This window comes from Virgibacillus chiguensis (genome assembly GCF_900129865.1).
GTDB lineage: Bacteria > Bacillota > Bacilli > Bacillales > Amphibacillaceae > Virgibacillus > Virgibacillus chiguensis.
Genome location: NZ_FQXD01000003.1, coordinates 47,935 through 66,804 on the forward strand (window position 1 = coordinate 47,935; position 18,870 = coordinate 66,804).

General features: G+C 37.1%; 13 protein-coding genes. 11 read left to right on the forward strand and 2 right to left on the reverse strand.

Going from position 1 to position 18,870, the window contains the following annotated elements:
- The first annotated feature begins 111 nt into the window (after positions 1–111).
- Together BUB45_RS04680 and menC are read left to right on the forward strand one after the other, a co-directional pair.
- On the forward strand, positions 112–1,530 hold the full coding sequence (locus BUB45_RS04680; protein WP_073005825.1) for a YfcC family protein: 1,419 nt from the start codon (positions 112–114) through the stop codon (positions 1,528–1,530).
- Positions 1,531–1,735: 205 nt separating this feature from the next.
- The gene (menC, locus tag BUB45_RS04685) at positions 1,736–2,845 is read left to right on the forward strand and encodes an o-succinylbenzoate synthase (RefSeq protein ID WP_073005826.1); all 1,110 of its coding nucleotides are present in this window, start codon (positions 1,736–1,738) and stop codon (positions 2,843–2,845) included.
- Positions 2,846–2,961: 116 nt separating this feature from the next.
- On the opposite strand, the gene BUB45_RS04690 is transcribed toward menC, so the two are convergent.
- A complete protein-coding gene (locus BUB45_RS04690) occupies positions 2,962–4,560 on the reverse strand; it encodes an aspartate:alanine exchanger family transporter (protein ID WP_073005828.1) in 1,599 nt (532 codons plus the stop codon).
- A gap of 421 nt (positions 4,561–4,981) precedes the next feature.
- Here BUB45_RS04690 and BUB45_RS04695 point away from each other — a divergent pair, with 421 nt between their 5' ends.
- The 4 genes from BUB45_RS04695 (at position 4,982) to BUB45_RS04710 (ending at position 11,263) form a co-directional block, all read left to right on the forward strand.
- On the forward strand, positions 4,982–6,073 hold the full coding sequence (locus tag BUB45_RS04695) for a nitric oxide synthase oxygenase (protein WP_073005829.1): 1,092 nt from the start codon (positions 4,982–4,984) through the stop codon (positions 6,071–6,073).
- A 270-nt stretch (positions 6,074–6,343) separates the two neighbouring features.
- Positions 6,344–7,189, forward strand: a complete 846-nt coding sequence (gene glcT, locus BUB45_RS04700; protein WP_073005831.1) for a glucose PTS transporter transcription antiterminator GlcT — start codon at positions 6,344–6,346, stop codon at positions 7,187–7,189.
- Between the two features lie 350 nt (positions 7,190–7,539).
- The gene (gene ptsG / locus BUB45_RS04705) at positions 7,540–9,588 is read left to right on the forward strand and encodes a glucose-specific PTS transporter subunit IIBC (RefSeq protein WP_073005833.1); all 2,049 of its coding nucleotides are present in this window, start codon (positions 7,540–7,542) and stop codon (positions 9,586–9,588) included.
- Positions 9,589–9,964: 376 nt separating this feature from the next.
- Positions 9,965–11,263: a family 4 glycosyl hydrolase gene (locus BUB45_RS04710; protein WP_073005835.1), complete on the forward strand. Its 1,299-nt coding sequence runs from the start codon at positions 9,965–9,967 to the stop codon at positions 11,261–11,263.
- 201 nt (positions 11,264–11,464) lie between these two features.
- Here BUB45_RS04710 and BUB45_RS04715 read toward each other — a convergent pair whose 3' ends face one another.
- A complete protein-coding gene (locus tag BUB45_RS04715) occupies positions 11,465–12,862 on the reverse strand; it encodes an NAD-dependent succinate-semialdehyde dehydrogenase (protein ID WP_073005836.1) in 1,398 nt (465 codons plus the stop codon).
- Positions 12,863–13,124: 262 nt separating this feature from the next.
- Between BUB45_RS04715 and BUB45_RS04720 the strand changes: the two genes are divergently transcribed.
- From BUB45_RS04720 to BUB45_RS04740, 5 genes are all read left to right on the forward strand, one after another.
- Positions 13,125–13,439 (forward strand): PTS sugar transporter subunit IIB, encoded by a 315-nt coding sequence (locus BUB45_RS04720; RefSeq protein WP_073005838.1) that lies wholly within the window; start codon positions 13,125–13,127, stop codon positions 13,437–13,439.
- 16 nt (positions 13,440–13,455) lie between these two features.
- Complete coding sequence (celB, locus tag BUB45_RS04725) at positions 13,456–14,742, forward strand: PTS cellobiose transporter subunit IIC (protein ID WP_073005840.1); 1,287 nt, start codon at positions 13,456–13,458, stop codon at positions 14,740–14,742.
- Between the two features lie 24 nt (positions 14,743–14,766).
- Entirely contained in the window at positions 14,767–15,072 is a 306-nt protein-coding gene (locus tag BUB45_RS04730; RefSeq protein WP_073005842.1) for a PTS lactose/cellobiose transporter subunit IIA, read from the forward strand.
- Between the two features lie 16 nt (positions 15,073–15,088).
- Positions 15,089–16,471, forward strand: coding sequence for a glycoside hydrolase family 1 protein (locus BUB45_RS04735; RefSeq protein WP_073005852.1), 1,383 nt, complete (start codon positions 15,089–15,091; stop codon positions 16,469–16,471).
- 430 nt (positions 16,472–16,901) lie between these two features.
- Positions 16,902–18,842, forward strand: a complete 1,941-nt coding sequence (locus BUB45_RS04740) for a BglG family transcription antiterminator (protein WP_073005854.1) — start codon at positions 16,902–16,904, stop codon at positions 18,840–18,842.
- Positions 18,843–18,870: the final 28 nt, after the last annotated feature.

Genomic DNA, 18,870 nt, shown 5'->3' on the forward strand with positions numbered 1-18,870 from the left:
TGGAAGTTTAAAAGTTTTTAAACTATTATTTTAATTTAGTATTGAAATAAATTATATGCTTTATTATAATATCATGCAAGTTAATAAAATTTAGAAAAATCGGAGGAGACTATGAAAAATTCATCAGGATTCACACAAAAAGACAAGAAGAAGCTAGGTTTGCCAGATGCTTATGTTATTTTATTTATGATTTTAGTGCTAGCTGCTATAGCCACGTATATTATCCCAGCGGGGAGTTTTGAGCGGGAAACAGTGGATGACAAAACGATAGTAGTGCCTGAGAGCTACCAACAAATTGAGCAGGACCCAGCTTCCTTTATGGATTTATTTGTATCTATTCAACAAGGAATGATTGATTCAGCAGGGCTTATCTTCTTAGTGCTTATCATTGGTGGTGCTTTTGGGGTCATTGAGTATACGGGAGCGATCGATGCACTTATTATGAAGACTATTAATAAAACGAAGAATAAGGAATATTTACTAATTATTCTCGTTAGTACGTTATTTTCAATATTTGGAGCATTGGGAATTATAGTAAATGCTGTCATTGCATTTATACCAATAGGGATTATCCTAGCGCGTTCTATGAAATTAGACGCTATTGTTGGCGTGTCCATTATATATTTGGGAGCTTATGCAGGGTTTAACACAGCATTTCTTGACCCGTTAACAACAGGGACGGCTCAAGAAATTGCTCAAGTTCCTCTTTTCTCAGGTATTAGCTATCGAATCCTCATTTATGTAACTGTACTTGGATCTACGATTGGCTATGTTTGGTGGTATGCGAATCGAATTAAAAAAGACCCAACCAAAAGTGTATTAGGAGACAACCCATTTCCAAAATCAGAAGAAAAAGCTTTCGAAAGCGTTCATGCACAACTTACCACTGTTCATAAGTTAGTATTAACATGGCTAGCGGTTGGCATAGCTATTTATGTGTTTGGTGTCTTTCAGTATGATTGGTCGCTAAACCAAATGGCCGCTATGTTTATCGTTATTGCAATAGGAACAGCTTTTCTTGCTAGAATGCATCCTAATGAACTCGTTACACAATTTTTTAATGGTTGTCGTGGTTTAGTATATGGAGCATTGATTATTGGAATGGCTCGTTCTATCGTTGTTGTTTTAGAAAACGGTCAAATTCTGGATACGATTGTCCAAGGGATGGCTACGATCATGGATCCATTCTCCAGTGTATTAGGCGCAAATATGATGTTTTTAGCTAATTTTTTGTTTAACATTATTGTTTCCTCTGGAAGTGGACAAGCAGTAATTGTCATGCCTATTATGACCCCTTTAGCAGATATGATGGAAATTCCAAGACAAGTGGCGGTTCAAGCATACAAAATGGGGGATGGATTTTCAAACGTCATTACTCCTATTTCTGGAATTTTGATGGCTACCCTAGCGATAGCTGGTATTTCCTGGGTAAAGTGGGTAAAATTCATTATACCTTTAGTAATTATTTGGTTCATTATCGGTATTGTCTACTTAACGGTTGCAGTATTTATTAGTTGGGGGCCTGTATAGGCTTCATGAGTTCAATCTTGCCTACATTTCAAATAGCTGGATATATTGAGGTTACAAATATGTCGAGAAAAACTTGACACATATGAAAGGATTTGCTGAACCATCCTTCATTCAAACATGATACTATGTAAACATAGCTAAATCTTTCCGAAAGGATAGCAAAGTCCCAATGGTAATTTGTTTTAAAAAAAGGAGTAGATAACTAGTGGATATTTCAGAAATTATTTTATATCAATTGAAAATGAAAATGAAACACCCATTTACAACAAGCTTTGGTACTGAGCAAGATCGCGGTTTTTTATTAGTAGAGGTGAAAGATGCTAGTGGTCGATCTGGGTGGGGCGAAGGTGTAGCTTCCGAACGTCCGATGTATAGTGAAGAATTTACGCAACAAAGCTGGATGATGCTTGACCAGTTTCTCGTTCCAGAGGCATTGAAACAAGAGATAAGCCACCCAAACGATTTACAACATACGTTTAAACCGTATAAAGGCAATTATATGGCTAAATCAGCTTTGGAAGGTGCTATGTGGGATTTGTATGCAAAACAGCAAGAAAAGTCTTTATCTTCCGTATTAGGTGGAACCAAAAAGCAAATCGAAGTAGGGATTAGCTTAGGAATCGAGGAAAATATTGAAGCACTACTAGCAAATATTCAAGAAAAAGTGGATGAAGGTTACAAACGAATTAAAATAAAAATTAAGCCTGGTAAAGATGTGGATGTAGTACGAGAAGTACGTCAGCATTTTCCAGATATCCCTTTAATGGTAGATGCAAACTCTGCTTATACGCTGGAAGATATGGACACGTTGAAAGCTTTGGATGCGTTTCATTTAATGATGATTGAGCAGCCGCTTGCAGCTGATGATATCCTTGATCATGCTACGTTACAAAAAGAGATTGAAACACCAGTGTGTCTAGATGAAAGCATCCATTCTTATGAAGATGCTCGGAAAGCAATTGCTTTAGGAAGTTGCAAAATAATTAATTTAAAAATCGGTCGTGTAGGCGGATTGACCGAATCAAAACGAATTCATGACCTATGTGAACAAGCAGGGATACCCTTATGGTGTGGTGGAATGTTAGAGTCTGGTGTTGGACGCGCGCACAATATTGCTATTGCTTCGCTAGCCAACTTTACACTTCCGGGAGACACAGCGTCTTCTTCTAGATATTGGGAAAAAGATATTATTAATCCGGAGGTAGTGGCAGAAGACGGTGTCTTAACAGTAAATGATGCGCCAGGAATTGGTTATACAGTTTTAAAAGATGAGGTTGAAAAGCATACGATAAAAAAGAAACAGTTTAAAAAGTAATAGAAAAAATCAGTGGAGTTTGTTTTTTTCTCCACTGATTTTTAATCTGTTAATAGATGGTAGTACTATGTGAGAAAATGTACAAATAAAGGTTGTGATATCTTCATCTTTATTTTTTAGAAGAAAACTAACACAAATTGAGCGGCAACCGTACCAAAAATAAGTGAAAAAGGATAAGCTGCAGCATAAGCAATAGCTGGTTCTTCAGAATCTATTTGTAAATTCAAGGCACCTAGTCCAGGCGTACATGTTCTACCACCACATAAAGTACCTAGTGAGTAGACAACGCCCAACTTAAACAGTTTTCTTGCTACAAAATATCCACATAAGATGGACACAGTCGTTATAATAGTTCCACTAACAACTAATACGACACCTTGCTTTTGGATCACATCAATTAAACCTTGGCCTGCTGTTGTTCCAGCGCCTGCCAAAAATAAGACAAGACCTAATTCGCTTATAACGTGAATAGCTGGACCGTAATACCGTACATGGATGGGGCCTAGCTTTCCAAAGTGGCCAATGATTAAAGCAACAATTAAAGGGCCTCCTGCTAATCCGAGCTGCATCGTTCCTAATCCTGGTATAGGAATTGGTAGCATTCCAACTAGAATACCGACTAAAAGCGTAACACTAATGGATAGGATGTGAATGTTTGTTACAGATAGTTTTTTACGGGAAAAGAATTTTTCTATTTCATCTAATCGATTTTCACTACTTACCATCGTTAAGACATCTCCACGAAGTAAAGGAGTGTTCGGATTTTGATTTAGCTCAATTCCATCTCGTTCAATTCTGGTTACGGTTGCCCCATAATCTCTCCTCAGTCTAAGTTCTTTCATGTTTTTACCAACTAAGTCTTCATCCTCAACCGTAATCTTGCGTAATTGTATATTATCAGGGTTATCCATCGTTGCATTGACGGGTTCACCAACATATTCTCCAAAAGCTTTCAGTTCGTCAGCTTCCCCAACGGAAACGAGGTAATCTCCTAATAAAATAGTAGTGTCGTGAAGTGCAATCATGGTGTGAACTCCACGGATAATCCGGCTGATCACGACAGAATTTCGACTAAAACCGAGCTCGCGTAATGTTTTTTTATGCAATTTTGGGTTCGTTACTTTAAATGTCATTACTTCTGGTGAGTGTTCTGTTTTTATCGGGCTGTTTGTTTCTTCTAAGTCTTTAGCAAGGTTTATCTTCCCAATACGCGGTAAAAGCTGAACGAATAGTATAATAGCAAGCACGCCGAATGGATAGGCGATCCCATAACCAACAGATGCCATCGGGTCATTGGTTGCTTGCAGAGCTGCTGCTAAGCCTGAGGTGTTTGTTAATGCACCTGTTAATAACCCAATAGCTAGTGCTGTTGGCAGGTCGAAAATTTTAGCAACGACAACAGAAGTTACAGCTGCACTAATGACGATAAATAGAGAAATAAGGCAAAAAACGATCCCATTAGAACGCATCATACGGAAAAAACGCGGCCCCGCTTGTAGCCCAACGGCAACTATGAATAAGCTAAGCCCCAAATTTTGTACTGCTGTTGATACTTGATAACCAAAATGTCCAAAAAGCATCGCAATTACTAGAACTCCAGCTGAGCCTAGACAGATGCCTTTTATTTTTAATTGTCCTAATAATGATCCTAAAAACAAAATAACAAAGACTAAAATAAGCTGTTCATTAAGTAAATCGTGTAGTAAATCTTCCATTCGAATCTCCCTCTTTTATTCTACCCAATCTATCTTACTACATCTAGACAGAAAAAACGAAAGAACTGAAAACCGTCAATAAAATTTTACAATGCAGTAGAATTCAGTGTCGTTTACATGGAATGAACGACAATTTATTGTACTAAAAGTTGATTTTCTTACAGGACTCCTATGGATGCTATAATCATCCTCATAAGAGTATAAAATGTAAAAGGTTGATAGTAAAGTGAAAATCTAGCAGCTGTTTTCGTATTCATGGTTTGGTGGAAAGTCTATTTTTAAAAAAGGAATAGGATAATGATGATGTGAAAGGAAAACAAATTATTAATTAGAATATGGCTCAGTTGTTGAAAGTTTGTCACACATGAAGGAAAATGGCTTTGATAAACTATAAAAGAGTTCAAACATCGGAGGATAATATATGCATGATAATCAAGAGCAACTATGGGCAGAAGCTGTACATTTTTTGCAACTGTATCACAATGAATGTGGGTTAGAAAAAGAGCTTGAATACCGACTACAAGAGGTACAACGTGAAATGGAACAAACAGGCACTTATGAGCATACGTATGAGGAATTAACCTACGGGGCGAAAGTAGCTTGGAGAAATTCTAACCGTTGTATTGGTAGGTTGTTTTGGGAGCGTATGGAAGTTATTGATGCGCGTTCTGTGAATAAAAGCCAACATGTTTTTGAACAGTTATTGCATCACATTCGTTACGCTGGAAACGGCGGGAAAATTCGACCGTTAATTACGATATTCTCACCAACAAAGGATGGACATGCTCCAGTGAAAATATGGAATCATCAGCTGCTTCGCTACGCTGGTTACCAAACAGAAAATGGAATAATAGGTGACCCTGATTCGATTACTTTTACACAGCAATGTCAAAAACTTGGCTGGAAAGGGGAAGGAACTCCTTTTGATTTGCTCCCATTAGTTATCCAAGTTGATGATGGAGAACCAGAGTGGATGGAGATTCCTAGCGATATGGTTTTAGAAGTTCCCATCCAACATCCAACGGAAGATATTTTTGCTCAGCAAAAAGTAAAATGGTATGGTGTACCAATTATTTCTGATATGCGCTTGGAAATAGGTGGTATAAGTTATTATGCTGCCCCGTTTAACGGATGGTACATGGGAACAGAAATTGGGGCAAGAAACCTTGCTGATGAGAACCGTTACAATTTATTACCTTTAGTCGCGAAACAGTTGAGGTTAAACACAAAGCATTTAAATACATTATGGAAAGATCGTGCCTTAGTTGAATTAAACATTGCGGTTTTAGAGTCATTTAAACAAGCAGGGGTTTCCATTGTTGATCATCATACAGCAGCTAAACAATTTGCGGTATTTGAAAAGAATGAACAAAAACAAGGCAGAACAGTTACTGGTAAATGGTCATGGCTTATTCCTCCATTGTCACCAGCAACAACACATATTTTTCATAAACCATTTGATAATACGGTGCATAAGCCAAATTTTTTCTATTCCAAACATGAGAAGAATTAATTGCAAGTCATAGAGGCTTTAACATGACTTTTATCCTTAATTCATCAAAATAATAGCTATATGGAGAAAGCTTATTAATTTAGCGCAACTACTGGAGATATATTAACGTATGCTTTTTCTTCGGTGGTCATTTCAAACCTTAATCTGTAGTAGATTCAATCAATTCAATCTACTTGCAATGTTTCTAGCTAATCGTGCATAATGTTTCCTGTAGTAACAACAAGTTATCATTGTACGTATTGCCAATACTGCTTTAAGGAGATAAACATTTTGAACACGTTTACGGTTAAGAAATCACTAAATAATAACGTCCTCATTGCTTTGGATAATCAGCAAAATGAAGTCGTCTTGATTGGTAATGGAATTGGTTTTCATTATAAGAAAAAAGACATTATCCATAAAGAGCAAATAGAAAAGCTGTTTGTATTACGTGATGAACAGGCGCAGGCGCAATATAAGCAATTGCTTCCAAACATAGATCATACATTGTTGGATTCCATTGTTAAAGCGGTAGAATTAATTCAGAAACGATCACATGTCATGTTGAATGAATCCGTTCATGTGGCTCTAACTGATCATGTGTTGTTTGCTTACCATCGTATGCTAAAAGGTTTGGAAATAAAAAATCCTTTTCTTGCCGAAACAAAAGCATTATATCCTTTTGAGTATGAGATCGCCTCAGAAATTGTTGAAGACATGAATCATAGGTTGGATATTCATCTTCCTGAAGGGGAAATTGGCTTTATTGCTTTACATGTACACAGTGCCATATCGAATAAAGCTCTCTCTGATATCAATAAATACTCCCAATTGGTTACGCAATTTGTCGATATTATTGAAGAACAATTAAAAATTAAAGTGGACAGAGGCGGGATAGAGTACGTACGCCTTGTTCGGCATGTGCGCTATACAATCGAACGCGTGTTAAAGGGGGAGACAGTAGATGAACCAGTTAAAATAGCTTCCCTCTTGAAAAAGGAATACCCAACATGTTATAATCTAGCGTGGAAATTGATTAAAATGATGCAACAAACATTAAAGCAACCAGTATATGAAGCGGAAGCGGTGTATTTAACGATGCACTTGCAACGCCTCTATCAAAAACATGACTCATAATACATTTTCCGTGTTACTGATACGATCAGGCATGAGTGGAAAGATTATGAAATAGGACAGTAGGGTACACGTATAGCCCCTACTGCTTGTTTCTGATTTCTACTCATGCCTTTTTTTGTTCTTTAGGGTTTATCCTTTAAGAAAAATGTTGACGTTCTAGTGTTATAAACACTTTGGCGAAAAGCGCGTTTTTCAAGTTTATAGTGTGAAGTAAAGTGAAGGATTTCGTCATGATACTTGCTAATAAGTCATGTTTTTTTCATTTTTCTTATAGATTTTGGGAAGGATAAATGGTAAAGAAAGCTTCTCGAAATTTTAATGTTGGTTGTTGCATAAAAGGAGGAAAAAAGATGTTTAAAAAAGCTTTTGGTGTCTTACAAAAAGTTGGTAAAGCACTTATGCTTCCAGTCGCGTTATTACCGGCTGCTGGTTTATTGCTTGGGTTTGGTAATGCAGCACAGCAAGAGACGATGTTAGGATACTTACCGTTTTTAAAAGCGGATTGGATTCAATTGGTTGCCACTGTCATGGAAGATGCCGGTGGAATTATTTTTAGTAACTTGGCGCTTATCTTTGCGATTGGTGTAGCCATAGGTTTAGCGAGTGATGGGGCAGCTGGTTTAGCAGCTCTTGTAGGGTATTTAGTCTTAAACCAAGTAATGGGCTCTTGGATCGATGTTACCCCAGAAATGATCGAATCAGACCCTGGGTTTGCTTCTGTATTAGGCATTCCTACGTTACAAACAGGCGTGTTTGGAGGTATCATTGTAGGTTTGATTGCCGCATTTTGTTATAATCGCTATCACAATATTGAAATGCCCGCTTTTCTCGGTTTCTTTGCTGGAAAGCGATTTGTACCAATTGTTACGGCTGCGTTTTCATTTCTTGCAGGTATTGCGCTATTATTTGTTTGGCCACCTGTGCAAGATGCGATGAATAGTGCATCCTATTGGCTAATTGAGGAAGGAACATATTTAGCTGTTTTCTTCTTTGGTTTTGTAAAAAGATTACTTATTCCATTTGGATTGCACCATATTTTCCATGCGCCATTTTGGTATGAATTTGGTTCGTATACTACTGTAGCAGGTGATTTAGTTCGTGGAGATATGACGATTTTCTTTGCCCAGTTAAAAGATGGGGTAGAAATTACAGCTGGTAACTTTATGGCAGGGGAATTTCCAGTTATGATGTTTGGTTTACCAGCAGCAGCGCTAGCTATGTATCATACAGCACGACCAGAAAAGAAAAAGGTCGTTGCTGGTTTGTTAGGCTCTGCAGCATTAACATCCTTTTTAACAGGGATTACTGAGCCGCTCGAATTTTCATTTATGTTTGTTTCGCCGCTATTATTTCTCTTACATGCGGTTTTAGATGGACTTTCATTCGTACTAATGACGTTCTTTAGCGTTAATGTCGGTTATACGTTTTCCGGTGGTGCGATTGACTTTGTATTATTTGGAATTTTACCGAATAAAGAACCGTGGTGGATCACCATCCTATTAGGATTAGCATTTGCTGTTATTTACTACGTCATTTTCCGCTTCTTCATTCAGAAGTTTAACTTAATGACTCCAGGTCGGGAGAAAGTGGAAGAGGAAGAGGAAAATAATAATGGACAAACTGGTGAGCTTGCTTATGATGTATTAGAAGCAATGGGTGGTCAAGAAAATATTGCACACTTAGATGCATGTATTACACGTTTACGTGTGTCCGTTAATTCGATCAAAAATGTCGATAAAGAAAGATTGAAGAAGCTAGGCGCTTCAGGTGTATTAGAAGTTGGCGATAATATTCAAGCCATTTTTGGTCCACGTTCCGAAACGATTAAAGGACAAATGCAAGATATTATGTCTGGTAAAACACCACGTCCTGTGGAAACAGATCAAGATGAAGAAGTTCAACAACAGATTGAAGAAGTCAATCCAGAGGCAATGCAAAATGAAGCTGAAACAGAAGCAATTGTTTCACCAATGAAAGGAGAGCTATTGCCAATAACAGAAGTTCCTGATCAAGTATTTTCTGGAAAAATGATGGGTGATGGTTTTGCGATTGTACCAGAAGACGGTCTAGTTGTTTCACCTGTAAATGGGAAAGTGGTAAATGTTTTCCCAACTAAACATGCCATTGGTTTACAGTCAGATGGTGGAAAAGAAATTCTTATTCATGTTGGTATTGATACGGTTAATTTAAAAGGAGACGGCTTTGAAATGCTCATTGAAGAAGGAGATAAGGTCGAAGCTGGACAACCACTGCTTAAAGCAGATCTGTCCTTTATTCAAAGTAAAGGAATGCCGGTTATCACACCAATTGTATTTACCAACCTAAAAGAGGGACAACAAATATCACTTGAGAAGAGTGGAAAAGTAGAAAGTAAAGAAGAAAATATCATTACATTGTAATAAAAAAGCTAGTTAGGGTCGCTGCCTTGACTAGCTTTTTTTAACGTTATTAGAAAACATAAGATTTAACATCAAATAGAAAGCTATTGCCAAACCTTTATGGCAGTAGCCTTCGTTTGGCTAAGAGAGCAAGCAGACTTAACTACTAAAATGACATCCTCTATCATATACTTTTTAATACGTACGATAAAGTGGGATTTTAATTAGTGGCCGTTTTTCAATCTGCTGCTGATGGCTCACTTCAATCCTATGACGCAAAGGCTTATAAATGACTTTATGTATCTTTTATCTTTTGGTTAATGTCCAAGCTAACATGTTCACATTCTTGAAGAAGTGGTACAGCATTTTATATTCATGATAAAGGGGGATACAACTCATGACCACCTTGAATATTGCTATTCTTGGAGGAGGTTCAGCATCTACGCCACAGTTAATAGGCCAATTTATCCAACACGAGGAAGCATTACCTATAAAAAAGATATATCTTGTTGATATTTTAGCAGGGAGAGAACGTTTATCCATCATTGCATCATTCGTTAGACGTATGATAGAACAGGAAAATAGTAACATAGAAATAATGGAAACGCTCGATAGGCGAGAGGCATTGAAGCAGGCTGATTTTATTATTAATCAAATCAGAGTAGGTGGCTTTGATATGCGTCAAATAGATGAAACGTTATGTTTAGAGTATGGTATCATAGCAGAGGAAGCTTCAGGTCCGGTTGGATTTATGAATGCTTTACGAACGATACCTATTATGCTTGATATTTGTGAAGATATTGAAGAATTAGCACCAGATGCTTGGTTACTTAATTTGACGAATCCTTGTAGTATAATCACAGAAGCGATAGATAAGCATACGAATGTGAAAGTTATTGGTATCAATGAGGGGCCAATGGCTTTTCGGAATCAATTTGCAAAGGCGTACGATGTTGTCAAGAATGATATAAGTATGCAACTAATAGGGACAAGTCAATTGTTATGGGTTACGGATTTATATGTTCGTGGAAAATCAAAGTTAACAGATGCCATACTTTATAAAAAACTGCATAGTAGAAAAAAGCGGCAAGACATTACAGTTGATACGTATTTTTTACAAACATATGGCGTTATTGGTTGCGACTATCAGCCTTATTATTATCAGGGTGACCAAATTTTAACAAAGCAATTAGATGTGTTTAAACAAGGCGTGCTTCCATCTGATTTTGAACTAGAAGAACACAAGCAGTTATTTTCTCTATATGAACATGCAAAAACAGCTACGTTACCAAATGGAGTGGAAGATAGGCGAGGTGCAGCAGCTTCAGAAGGGGTGCTCGAGGTTATTCAAGCAATTCATTATAATTTAAAGCGCATTTTACCAGTAAATATTAGAAATAATGGAGCAATAGAAGGCTTACGGAACGATGCTTGTGTCCAGGTGAATAGTGTAGTGGAAAGACATGGAATTATACCAATTCAAGTACCAGAAATCTTACCGCATGTTCACGGATTATTACAATATATGAAAGCTTATGAGTCACTGACTGTGGAAGCAGGAATATCCAAAAACATTGGGGTAGCCATTCAGGCGATGACCATGCATCCATTTGTGCCATCTGCGGAAGTAGCTCATAAGCTGCTTCAAGATATGTTTATTGCAAATGAAGCTTATGTTCAACCGGTCATTTATTAACTTAAAGCAAGAGGGGTGGCGTGTATGCATCGTCATTATTTTACATTGGTATACTTTTAATAGCAGGAAAAAGGGAGCCTCCTATAGAACAGGAGGTTTCCCTTTTGTTTCACTATAGAAAAGTATAAAATTTTCTATGATTTATAGTATAAGCAGAGCTACAGCATTCGCCATAAAGACTTGATGGTAGGACGAGTTTTTCTAATACGATAGATTTCCAATCGATACATATTTAGTTTCTAAGTAAGGTTCAATGCCTTCCAGCCCACCTTCACGACCAAGTCCACTCTCCTTCATTCCACCAAATGGGGCGTGAGCGGCAGATGGTCCGCCGTCGTTCCAGCCAACAATGCCGTAATCTAAATGCTCATACAAATAAGTACCAGTACGGTAATCATTTGTAAAAAAGTAGGCAGCTAAACCAAATGGCGTATCGTTAGCAAGGCGTACAGCTTCCTCGATATTTGTAAAAGTAGTTATAGGAGCCACTGGACCAAATGTTTCCTCATGCATAATTGTCATATCCGCTGTTACTTCATTAAGTATGGTTGGGTATACAAAATAATATCCTTTCTCATGGTCTGCATCAAATGTATCTCCTAACAATACTTTAGCACCTTTTTGCTTAGCATCATCAATATGTTCTTTAATTTTGTTATAGCCTCGTTCATTAATGATTGGTCCAATATCAATATTATCATGAAGTCCATTGCCAACCGTTAAATGTTTGGCACGTTGTACAAAAGCTGCTGCAAACTGATCTACAATATCTTCGTGAACGATAATTCGATTTGCACAGACGCATGTTTGGCCAGCATTACGAAATTTTGAGATGATCGTTTGTTCAGCTGCAAATTCAATATCCGCATCTTTAGCAACAATCAATGGTGCATGCCCACCAAGCTCCATGGTGACATGTTTGACCGTGTTTGCGCTTCCTTTAATTAAGTTTTTTCCTACAGCAGTGGAACCTGTAAAGGTAATCTTACGCACATAGTCACTTTCTGTAAATAATGCGCCAATCTCTTTGCCGGAACCGACGACATATTGAATAGCATCTTCTGGAATACCTGCCTTATGAGCTAATTCAATTATTCGAATACCTGATAGCGGTGTTTCAGAAGCAGGTTTGACAATAAATGTACACCCGGCAGCTAGTGCTGGTGCTGCTTTTCTTGTCATCATGGCTGCAGGGAAATTCCAAGGTGTAATAGCAGCGACTAAACCAACAGGCTCTTTACGAACGAGGATTCGTTTTGACTCGGTGTTTGCTGGAATTGTTCGCCCATAAATTCGCTTTGCTTCTTCTGCATACCAATCAATATAACTTGCCGCATATTCTATCTCACCATAAGATTCCTTTAGTGGCTTTCCGTTTTCCTTCGTCATCAGTTTAGCAAGTTCATCCTTATGCTCTCTGATTTGCATTGCCCAACGTTGCAGTAATTGTGAACGTTTATGTGCATGTATGCTTGCCCAAGTTGGAAAGAATGCATGACCTTTATAAAGCGCTTTCTTTACTTCCTCATTAGACCAGGAACTCAATTCTTTTAGTACTTCACCAGTAGCCGGGTTTGTAACGGTGATTTTGTTAGTCAAATAGAAAACCCCTTTCTTATCATTTTAAATATAATCTCTATTTTAGTATATTCCTTGATTAATCGGAAAGGAAACATATCATATCGAAAAGGTTCAAAAATTAATGTATGTCATTTTAAACGTAGAAAAGTGGTTGCGTTTTCAATGGAAGTAACCGTTTCCGTCTTTAAAAGGAAAAAGTCTATGTTTAGTTATCCACTTGCTTAACTTAAACTAAAGATAGCAAGAGAAATAAATCAGAAATTTTTAGGAGGAAACAAAAATGAAACATATTTTACTTGCGTGTTCAGCAGGAATGTCAACGAGCCTTTTGGTTTCCAAAATGAAAGAAGTAGCAGAAGAAAAGGGGATAGATGTGAAGATTTGGGCAGTTGCTCAAGATAAAGTAACGAAAGATATTGAACAAGCAGACGTGTTATTAATTGGTCCACAAATGCGTTTTTTAAAGAAAAAATTAGCCAAACTCGCGGATGAAGTAAATGTACATCTTGATGTTATTGATCCAACTGCTTATGGAAGAATTGATGGCGAAGCAGTCTTAAATAGAGCACTCGAACTAATGGAAGAAGCTAACTAATGGGGGGTGTTGAAAAATGAATAAATTTATGGAAATGCTTGAAAATGTATTATTACCAATTGCTGATAAATTAAATAACAACCGTTATCTAACCGCTCTTCGTGATGGATTCATGGTTGCTTTACCATTAATCATCTTTGGTTCCATTTTTGTTGTTATTGCGAACCTACCATTCCTCGATCGCGTTATAAGTGAGGATGCGTTTGCTGCTTATCAAAGTGCTTTAGGTCCTGCATCAGCAGCAACGTTAAGTATTATGGGAATGTTTGTCATTATTGGGATTGGATACAAATTGACTGAGCATTACGAAAATGAGGCTATTTATGGCGGGGTAGTTGCATTAACTGCATTTTTAATTCTTACGCCGCAAGTGCTTGAGGGTTTAACAGGTGTCATCCCAACGGTAAGTTTAGGTGCACAAGGAATGTTTTTAGGAATTTTTACTGCATTTATAGCAGCAGAACTTTATAACTTTTTTGTTAGAACAGATTGGACAATTAAGATGCCAGCTGGTGTTCCACAAGCAGTATCCAGGTCGTTTAGTGCACTAATTCCAATTACATTAACATTGTCTGTTTTCTTAATTATTCGAATTATTTTTAGCTACACGGGCTTTGACACAGTACAGAACTTTATTTATACAATTATTCAACAACCATTAACTCAACTCGGTAGTGGGTTGCCAGCAACTATTGTAGCTGTTTTATTAATTCAGGTATTTTGGTTTTTCGGATTACATGGACAGATTATTGTTAACTCAGTTTTTGATCCAATTTGGTACACGTTAAATGAGCAAAACCTATCGGCTTTCCAAGCAGGAACGGAATTACCGAATATCGTTACAAAACAATTTATCGATTCATTTATTGTTGGAATGGGTGGATCGGGAATGACGTTAGCAGTTATAATCCTCATCTTTATTATTGGTAGAAGCAGACAAATGAAAGAGTTGGGTAAACTTGGGGCGCCAGCAGGGATATTTAATGTGAATGAGCCAATTATCTTTGGTTTACCAATTATTATGAATCCGCTTATCATTATTCCGTGGTTACTTGCTCCAGTAGTGGTTACCATTATTACGTATTTTGCTATGGCGACCGGGCTTGTTCCACCACCAGCTGGAGTTATTGTTCCATGGACAACCCCTGTTGTATTAAATGGTTTTTTAGCTACAGGAAACGCTTGGCAAGGCGGGTTGTTGCAAGCAGTCAACTTAGTGGTTGTTATGATGATTTGGTGGCCATTCTTGAAGATTATGGACAAGAGTTATTACGAGAAAGAAAAAGCAGCAAAGAAAAGTTAATGAGTAAATGGACGAGGTGAGAACATGGATCAAACAACTGAAATTGCTTTTCAAATTATTTTACATGCTGGTAATGGAAAATCCAATGTGATGGAAGCAATTCAAGAAGCGAAAATAGGGAATTTTAATCAAGCAGATCAACTTGTTGAAGAAGCAGCAGAAGAACTTGGAAAAGCGCATGAATATCAAACGAAATTATTGCACAATGAAGCACGAGGAGAAGGAAATATCATTAATGTTATGCTCATACACTCACAAGACCATTTAATGACTTCTATGGCAATGAGGGATTTAGCAATCGAAATTATTGAGATTTATCGCAATAAATAGTTGAGGGGGTATTGCATTGACAGTAAAATATAAATTTCCAGCAAATTTTTGGTGGGGAAGTGCAACGTCTGCTACGCAAATAGAAGGTGCAGCAGACAAAGATGGGAAAGCGAAAAACATCTGGGATTATTGGTATGAAACGGAACCGAATCGCTTTTTTGACCAAGTAGGTCCAGCGAGAGCATCTGATTTTTATCAACGATATAAGGAAGATATTCAATTAATGAAACAGATTGGACATAATAGTTTTCGTCTATCTATTTCATGGTCCCGTTTAATGCCGAACGGACAAATGAATGAACAAGCGGTAGAATTTTATAATGGTGTGATTAATGAATTAATAGACAATGATATCGAGCCATTCGTTAATCTATTTCACTTTGATATGCCACTTGCTTACCAACAATTTGGTGGATGGGAAAATCGCGAAGTTGTAGATAGCTATCAAGCTTATGCGGAGATGTGTTTCAAACTTTTTGGTGATCGAGTGAAAAAATGGTTTACATTCAATGAGCCGATTGTCCCTGTTGAAGGTGGGTATCTGTACGATTTTCATTATCCTAATATTGTGGATGCTAAAAAAGCGGTGCAAGTAGCATACCATACGATGATTGCTAACGCAAAAGCAATTAAGGCTTTTCGTAAGCTAAATTATCCACATAGTCAAATTGGAATTATATTAAATTTAACACCATCTTATCCAAGAAGCAGTAACCCAGCTGATCTACGTGCTTCAAAAATAGCAGATCTATTTTTTAACCGTAGTTTCTTGGATCCAGCTGTATTAGGTGAATATCCTGATGAGCTAATTGCCATTCTAAAAGAACATGGTCAGTTACCGCAAACAAAACAGGGTGATAAAGAACTACTAAAAAACAATACGGTAGATATTTTAGGGATTAATTATTACCAGCCACGTCGTGTGAAAGCAAAAGAATATTTACCTAATCCATACGCTCCATTTATGCCGGATATGTTTTTTGATCTTTATGAAATGCCAGGTAGAAAAATGAACCCGCATCGTGGATGGGAAATATACGAAAAAGGTATTTACGATATCTTAATGAATTTAAAGGAAAACTATGGTAATATATCATCGTTTATTTCTGAAAATGGCATGGGCGTTCAGAATGAAGAGCGATATATAAAAGAGGGTCAAATTCAAGATGAATACCGCATTGAATTTATTCGGGAACATTTAAAATGGGTACATCGAGCTGTGCAAGAAAAATGCAATGTGAAAGGGTATCATTTATGGACATTTATGGATAACTGGTCTTGGATGAATGCCTACAAAAATCGCTATGGATTTTATTCTGTGGACTTAAATACGATGGAGCGGAAACCGAAAAAGAGTGCAGAATGGTTTAAAGAAGTGTCTCTAAACAATGGTTTTTAGCATTTAGATACCCATCCACACGTCCACATGGTGTGGATGGGGTAGAACAAAGGCTTAGGGAGCCCGTTTAGCAACGTAGCGACTGGAACGAATCAACTAAAATAAAGGAATCATGCCACTAAAACAGCGGTATGCCGACGTGGGGCGGCAAGCCCGTTTTTAGTCGGCCTTCCTCTTAGTTACGAACCGATGATGACTTACTTAGCTTAGGGCAATGGAGTGAAGTCGTCTAGTTGCTGGGCGCTGGAGCGGGACGTGGCTTATTTGGTTATGGTGTTATACACAAGCCTCTAAGTTTATACTTTGTTATCTTTTAAAAAAGAAGATATAGATTTAAATAAAGTTATTTGAAAAAAATAAGAAAAGAGAATGTCGTTGTCTATATTGTCCTGTCCCCTTGATTTTAAAGAGAATAATGAGGAGAATTTAGATGCTTACAACTAGGATGCGAATGATATTAAAAAAATTAATGCTTGTTGATTCTCCGTTGACAGGGAAATTTTTGGCTCAGTTAAATAAGGTTACAGCAAGAACGACGAGAGAAGATATAAAAAAACTGGATTCATTAATACGTCAATATGGAGCCAAGGTAGAAGCTGTTGTGTCAAAAGGTTATCAGCTGACTATTTTTGATGAAGAAAAGTTTCGCGATTTTTTGCATACAATTGTTCATCTGGAAGATCAAAAAAATAGGTCTATCTCACAATTACCTGAAGACAGAGAGATACAAATTATTCGTCGGTTATTAGTAACGAAAGGTTATGTGAAGCTAGAGCAATTGGCTGATGAACTGTATGTTAGTAAATCTACTGTGCAAAATGATTTAAAACAAGTAAAGGAGCGGCTAAAGCTTTATTCGATTCAGATTCATTCAAGACCAAACTATGGTCTTAAATTACAAGGTGACGAATTGAAATTACGCTTTTGTATGGCTGAATACATTGTTGATCGAACACATAGACATGGTGAGCACCCCCATCATCCTGCAATCCCATCCATACGTAAGGAAGACTTTGTTGCCATTGACAACATTATTATGGAACAAATAAAACAGAATCATATTAGTATGTCGGATGTAGCGATTCAGAATTTGCTCATTCATATATTAATTGCTTATGAACGAATAAAAGACGGCAAATATATAACATTGCAGTCTAGTGAATTGAAAAAAATTGTTAATCAATCGGAATATGAAGTAGCTAAACGCATTGTTCAGAACGTAGAAAGGCATTTACACATACAGTTTCCTGATTCAGAAACAGCCTATATCGCCATTCACTTATTGGGAACAAAAATGATCGCTCCACTTGAACAGGCAGGCGGATTGGAAGAAAACTTAGTTGCACCTGATATTTTGCCAATTATTATGCAGATGCTAAAAAAAATAGATGAAGAGTATCATCTAGGGATTCAACATGATAAAGAACTGATAGTCGCTTTGGGGTTACATCTCAAGCCTGCTATTAATCGGTATAAATATGGCATGAACATTCGAAATCCATTATTAGCAGATATTAAAAAAAGCTATCCATTAGCTTTTGAATCAGCCGTTCTAGGCGGTATGGTTATTGAAAAAATGACAGGCAGTGAATTTGATGAAAACGAGATCGGGTATATTTCTTTGCATATCGGTGCGGCAATGGAGCGGAAAAATTTCCACACGGGACCAAAGCGTTGCTTAATTGTATGCGCATCAGGGTTTGGTACAGCACAATTAATATATTATAAAGTAAAAACGGAATTTAGAGATGCTGTTGAAGTGATTGGTGTTATTGAATTGTATAAGTTAAAGGACTGTCAACTAAGTAATATAGACTTTATTATTAGTTCTGTAGCAATTGATCAAGACATAGGTATACCTATAATTCGAGTTAATGCTATATTAGAAAAATCAGACATGGAAAACATTACATCATTTATTCATGGTCAAGAATCGATTAGGACCTACTTTCAGCCACAGCTCGTATTTTTGCAACAAAATTTGAAGAATAGGGATGAAATACTTCACTATTTATATCAGCAAATAAACCAGATGGGATTAGTGCCAAATAATTATTTAGAACACATATATGAACGAGAGGAAATTGCAGCCACGTCATATGGTAACTTAGTTGCTATTCCTCACCCTGTCACGCCCCAATCCAAGAAAACTTTTTTAACGGTTTGCACATTAAAAAGGGCAGTGGATTGGGGAGGTAAACCTGTTCAATTTATTTGTTTATTAAATGTACAAAAAGATAGTAAAGAAGATCTGCAAGGAATGTACGATTTATTAGGAACGATCGTTAACTCAGAAACAATCGTCCAACGTTTAATTCAAGCAACAGATTACTATGACTTTATCCGTGTTTTAGATGAATATCGTAATTGACGAGTTTATGATCCTCAAAAGCTAATAT

Bases quoted from the DNA above. Each gene is read 5' to 3' on its own strand.
- BUB45_RS04680 (WP_073005825.1), top strand. From the start codon at position 112: ATGAAAAATTCATCAGGATTCACACAAAAAGACAAGAAGAAGCTAGGT.
- BUB45_RS04690 (WP_073005828.1), bottom strand. From the start codon at position 4,560: ATGGAAGATTTACTACACGATTTACTTAATGAACAGCTTATTTTAGTC.
- BUB45_RS04695 (WP_073005829.1), top strand. From the start codon at position 4,982: ATGCATGATAATCAAGAGCAACTATGGGCAGAAGCTGTACATTTTTTG.
- ptsG (WP_073005833.1), top strand. From the start codon at position 7,540: ATGTTTAAAAAAGCTTTTGGTGTCTTACAAAAAGTTGGTAAAGCACTT.
- BUB45_RS04710 (WP_073005835.1), top strand. From the start codon at position 9,965: ATGACCACCTTGAATATTGCTATTCTTGGAGGAGGTTCAGCATCTACG.
- BUB45_RS04720 (WP_073005838.1), top strand. From the start codon at position 13,125: ATGAAACATATTTTACTTGCGTGTTCAGCAGGAATGTCAACGAGCCTT.
- celB (WP_073005840.1), top strand. From the start codon at position 13,456: ATGAATAAATTTATGGAAATGCTTGAAAATGTATTATTACCAATTGCT.
- BUB45_RS04730 (WP_073005842.1), top strand. From the start codon at position 14,767: ATGGATCAAACAACTGAAATTGCTTTTCAAATTATTTTACATGCTGGT.
- BUB45_RS04740 (WP_073005854.1), top strand. From the start codon at position 16,902: ATGCTTACAACTAGGATGCGAATGATATTAAAAAAATTAATGCTTGTT.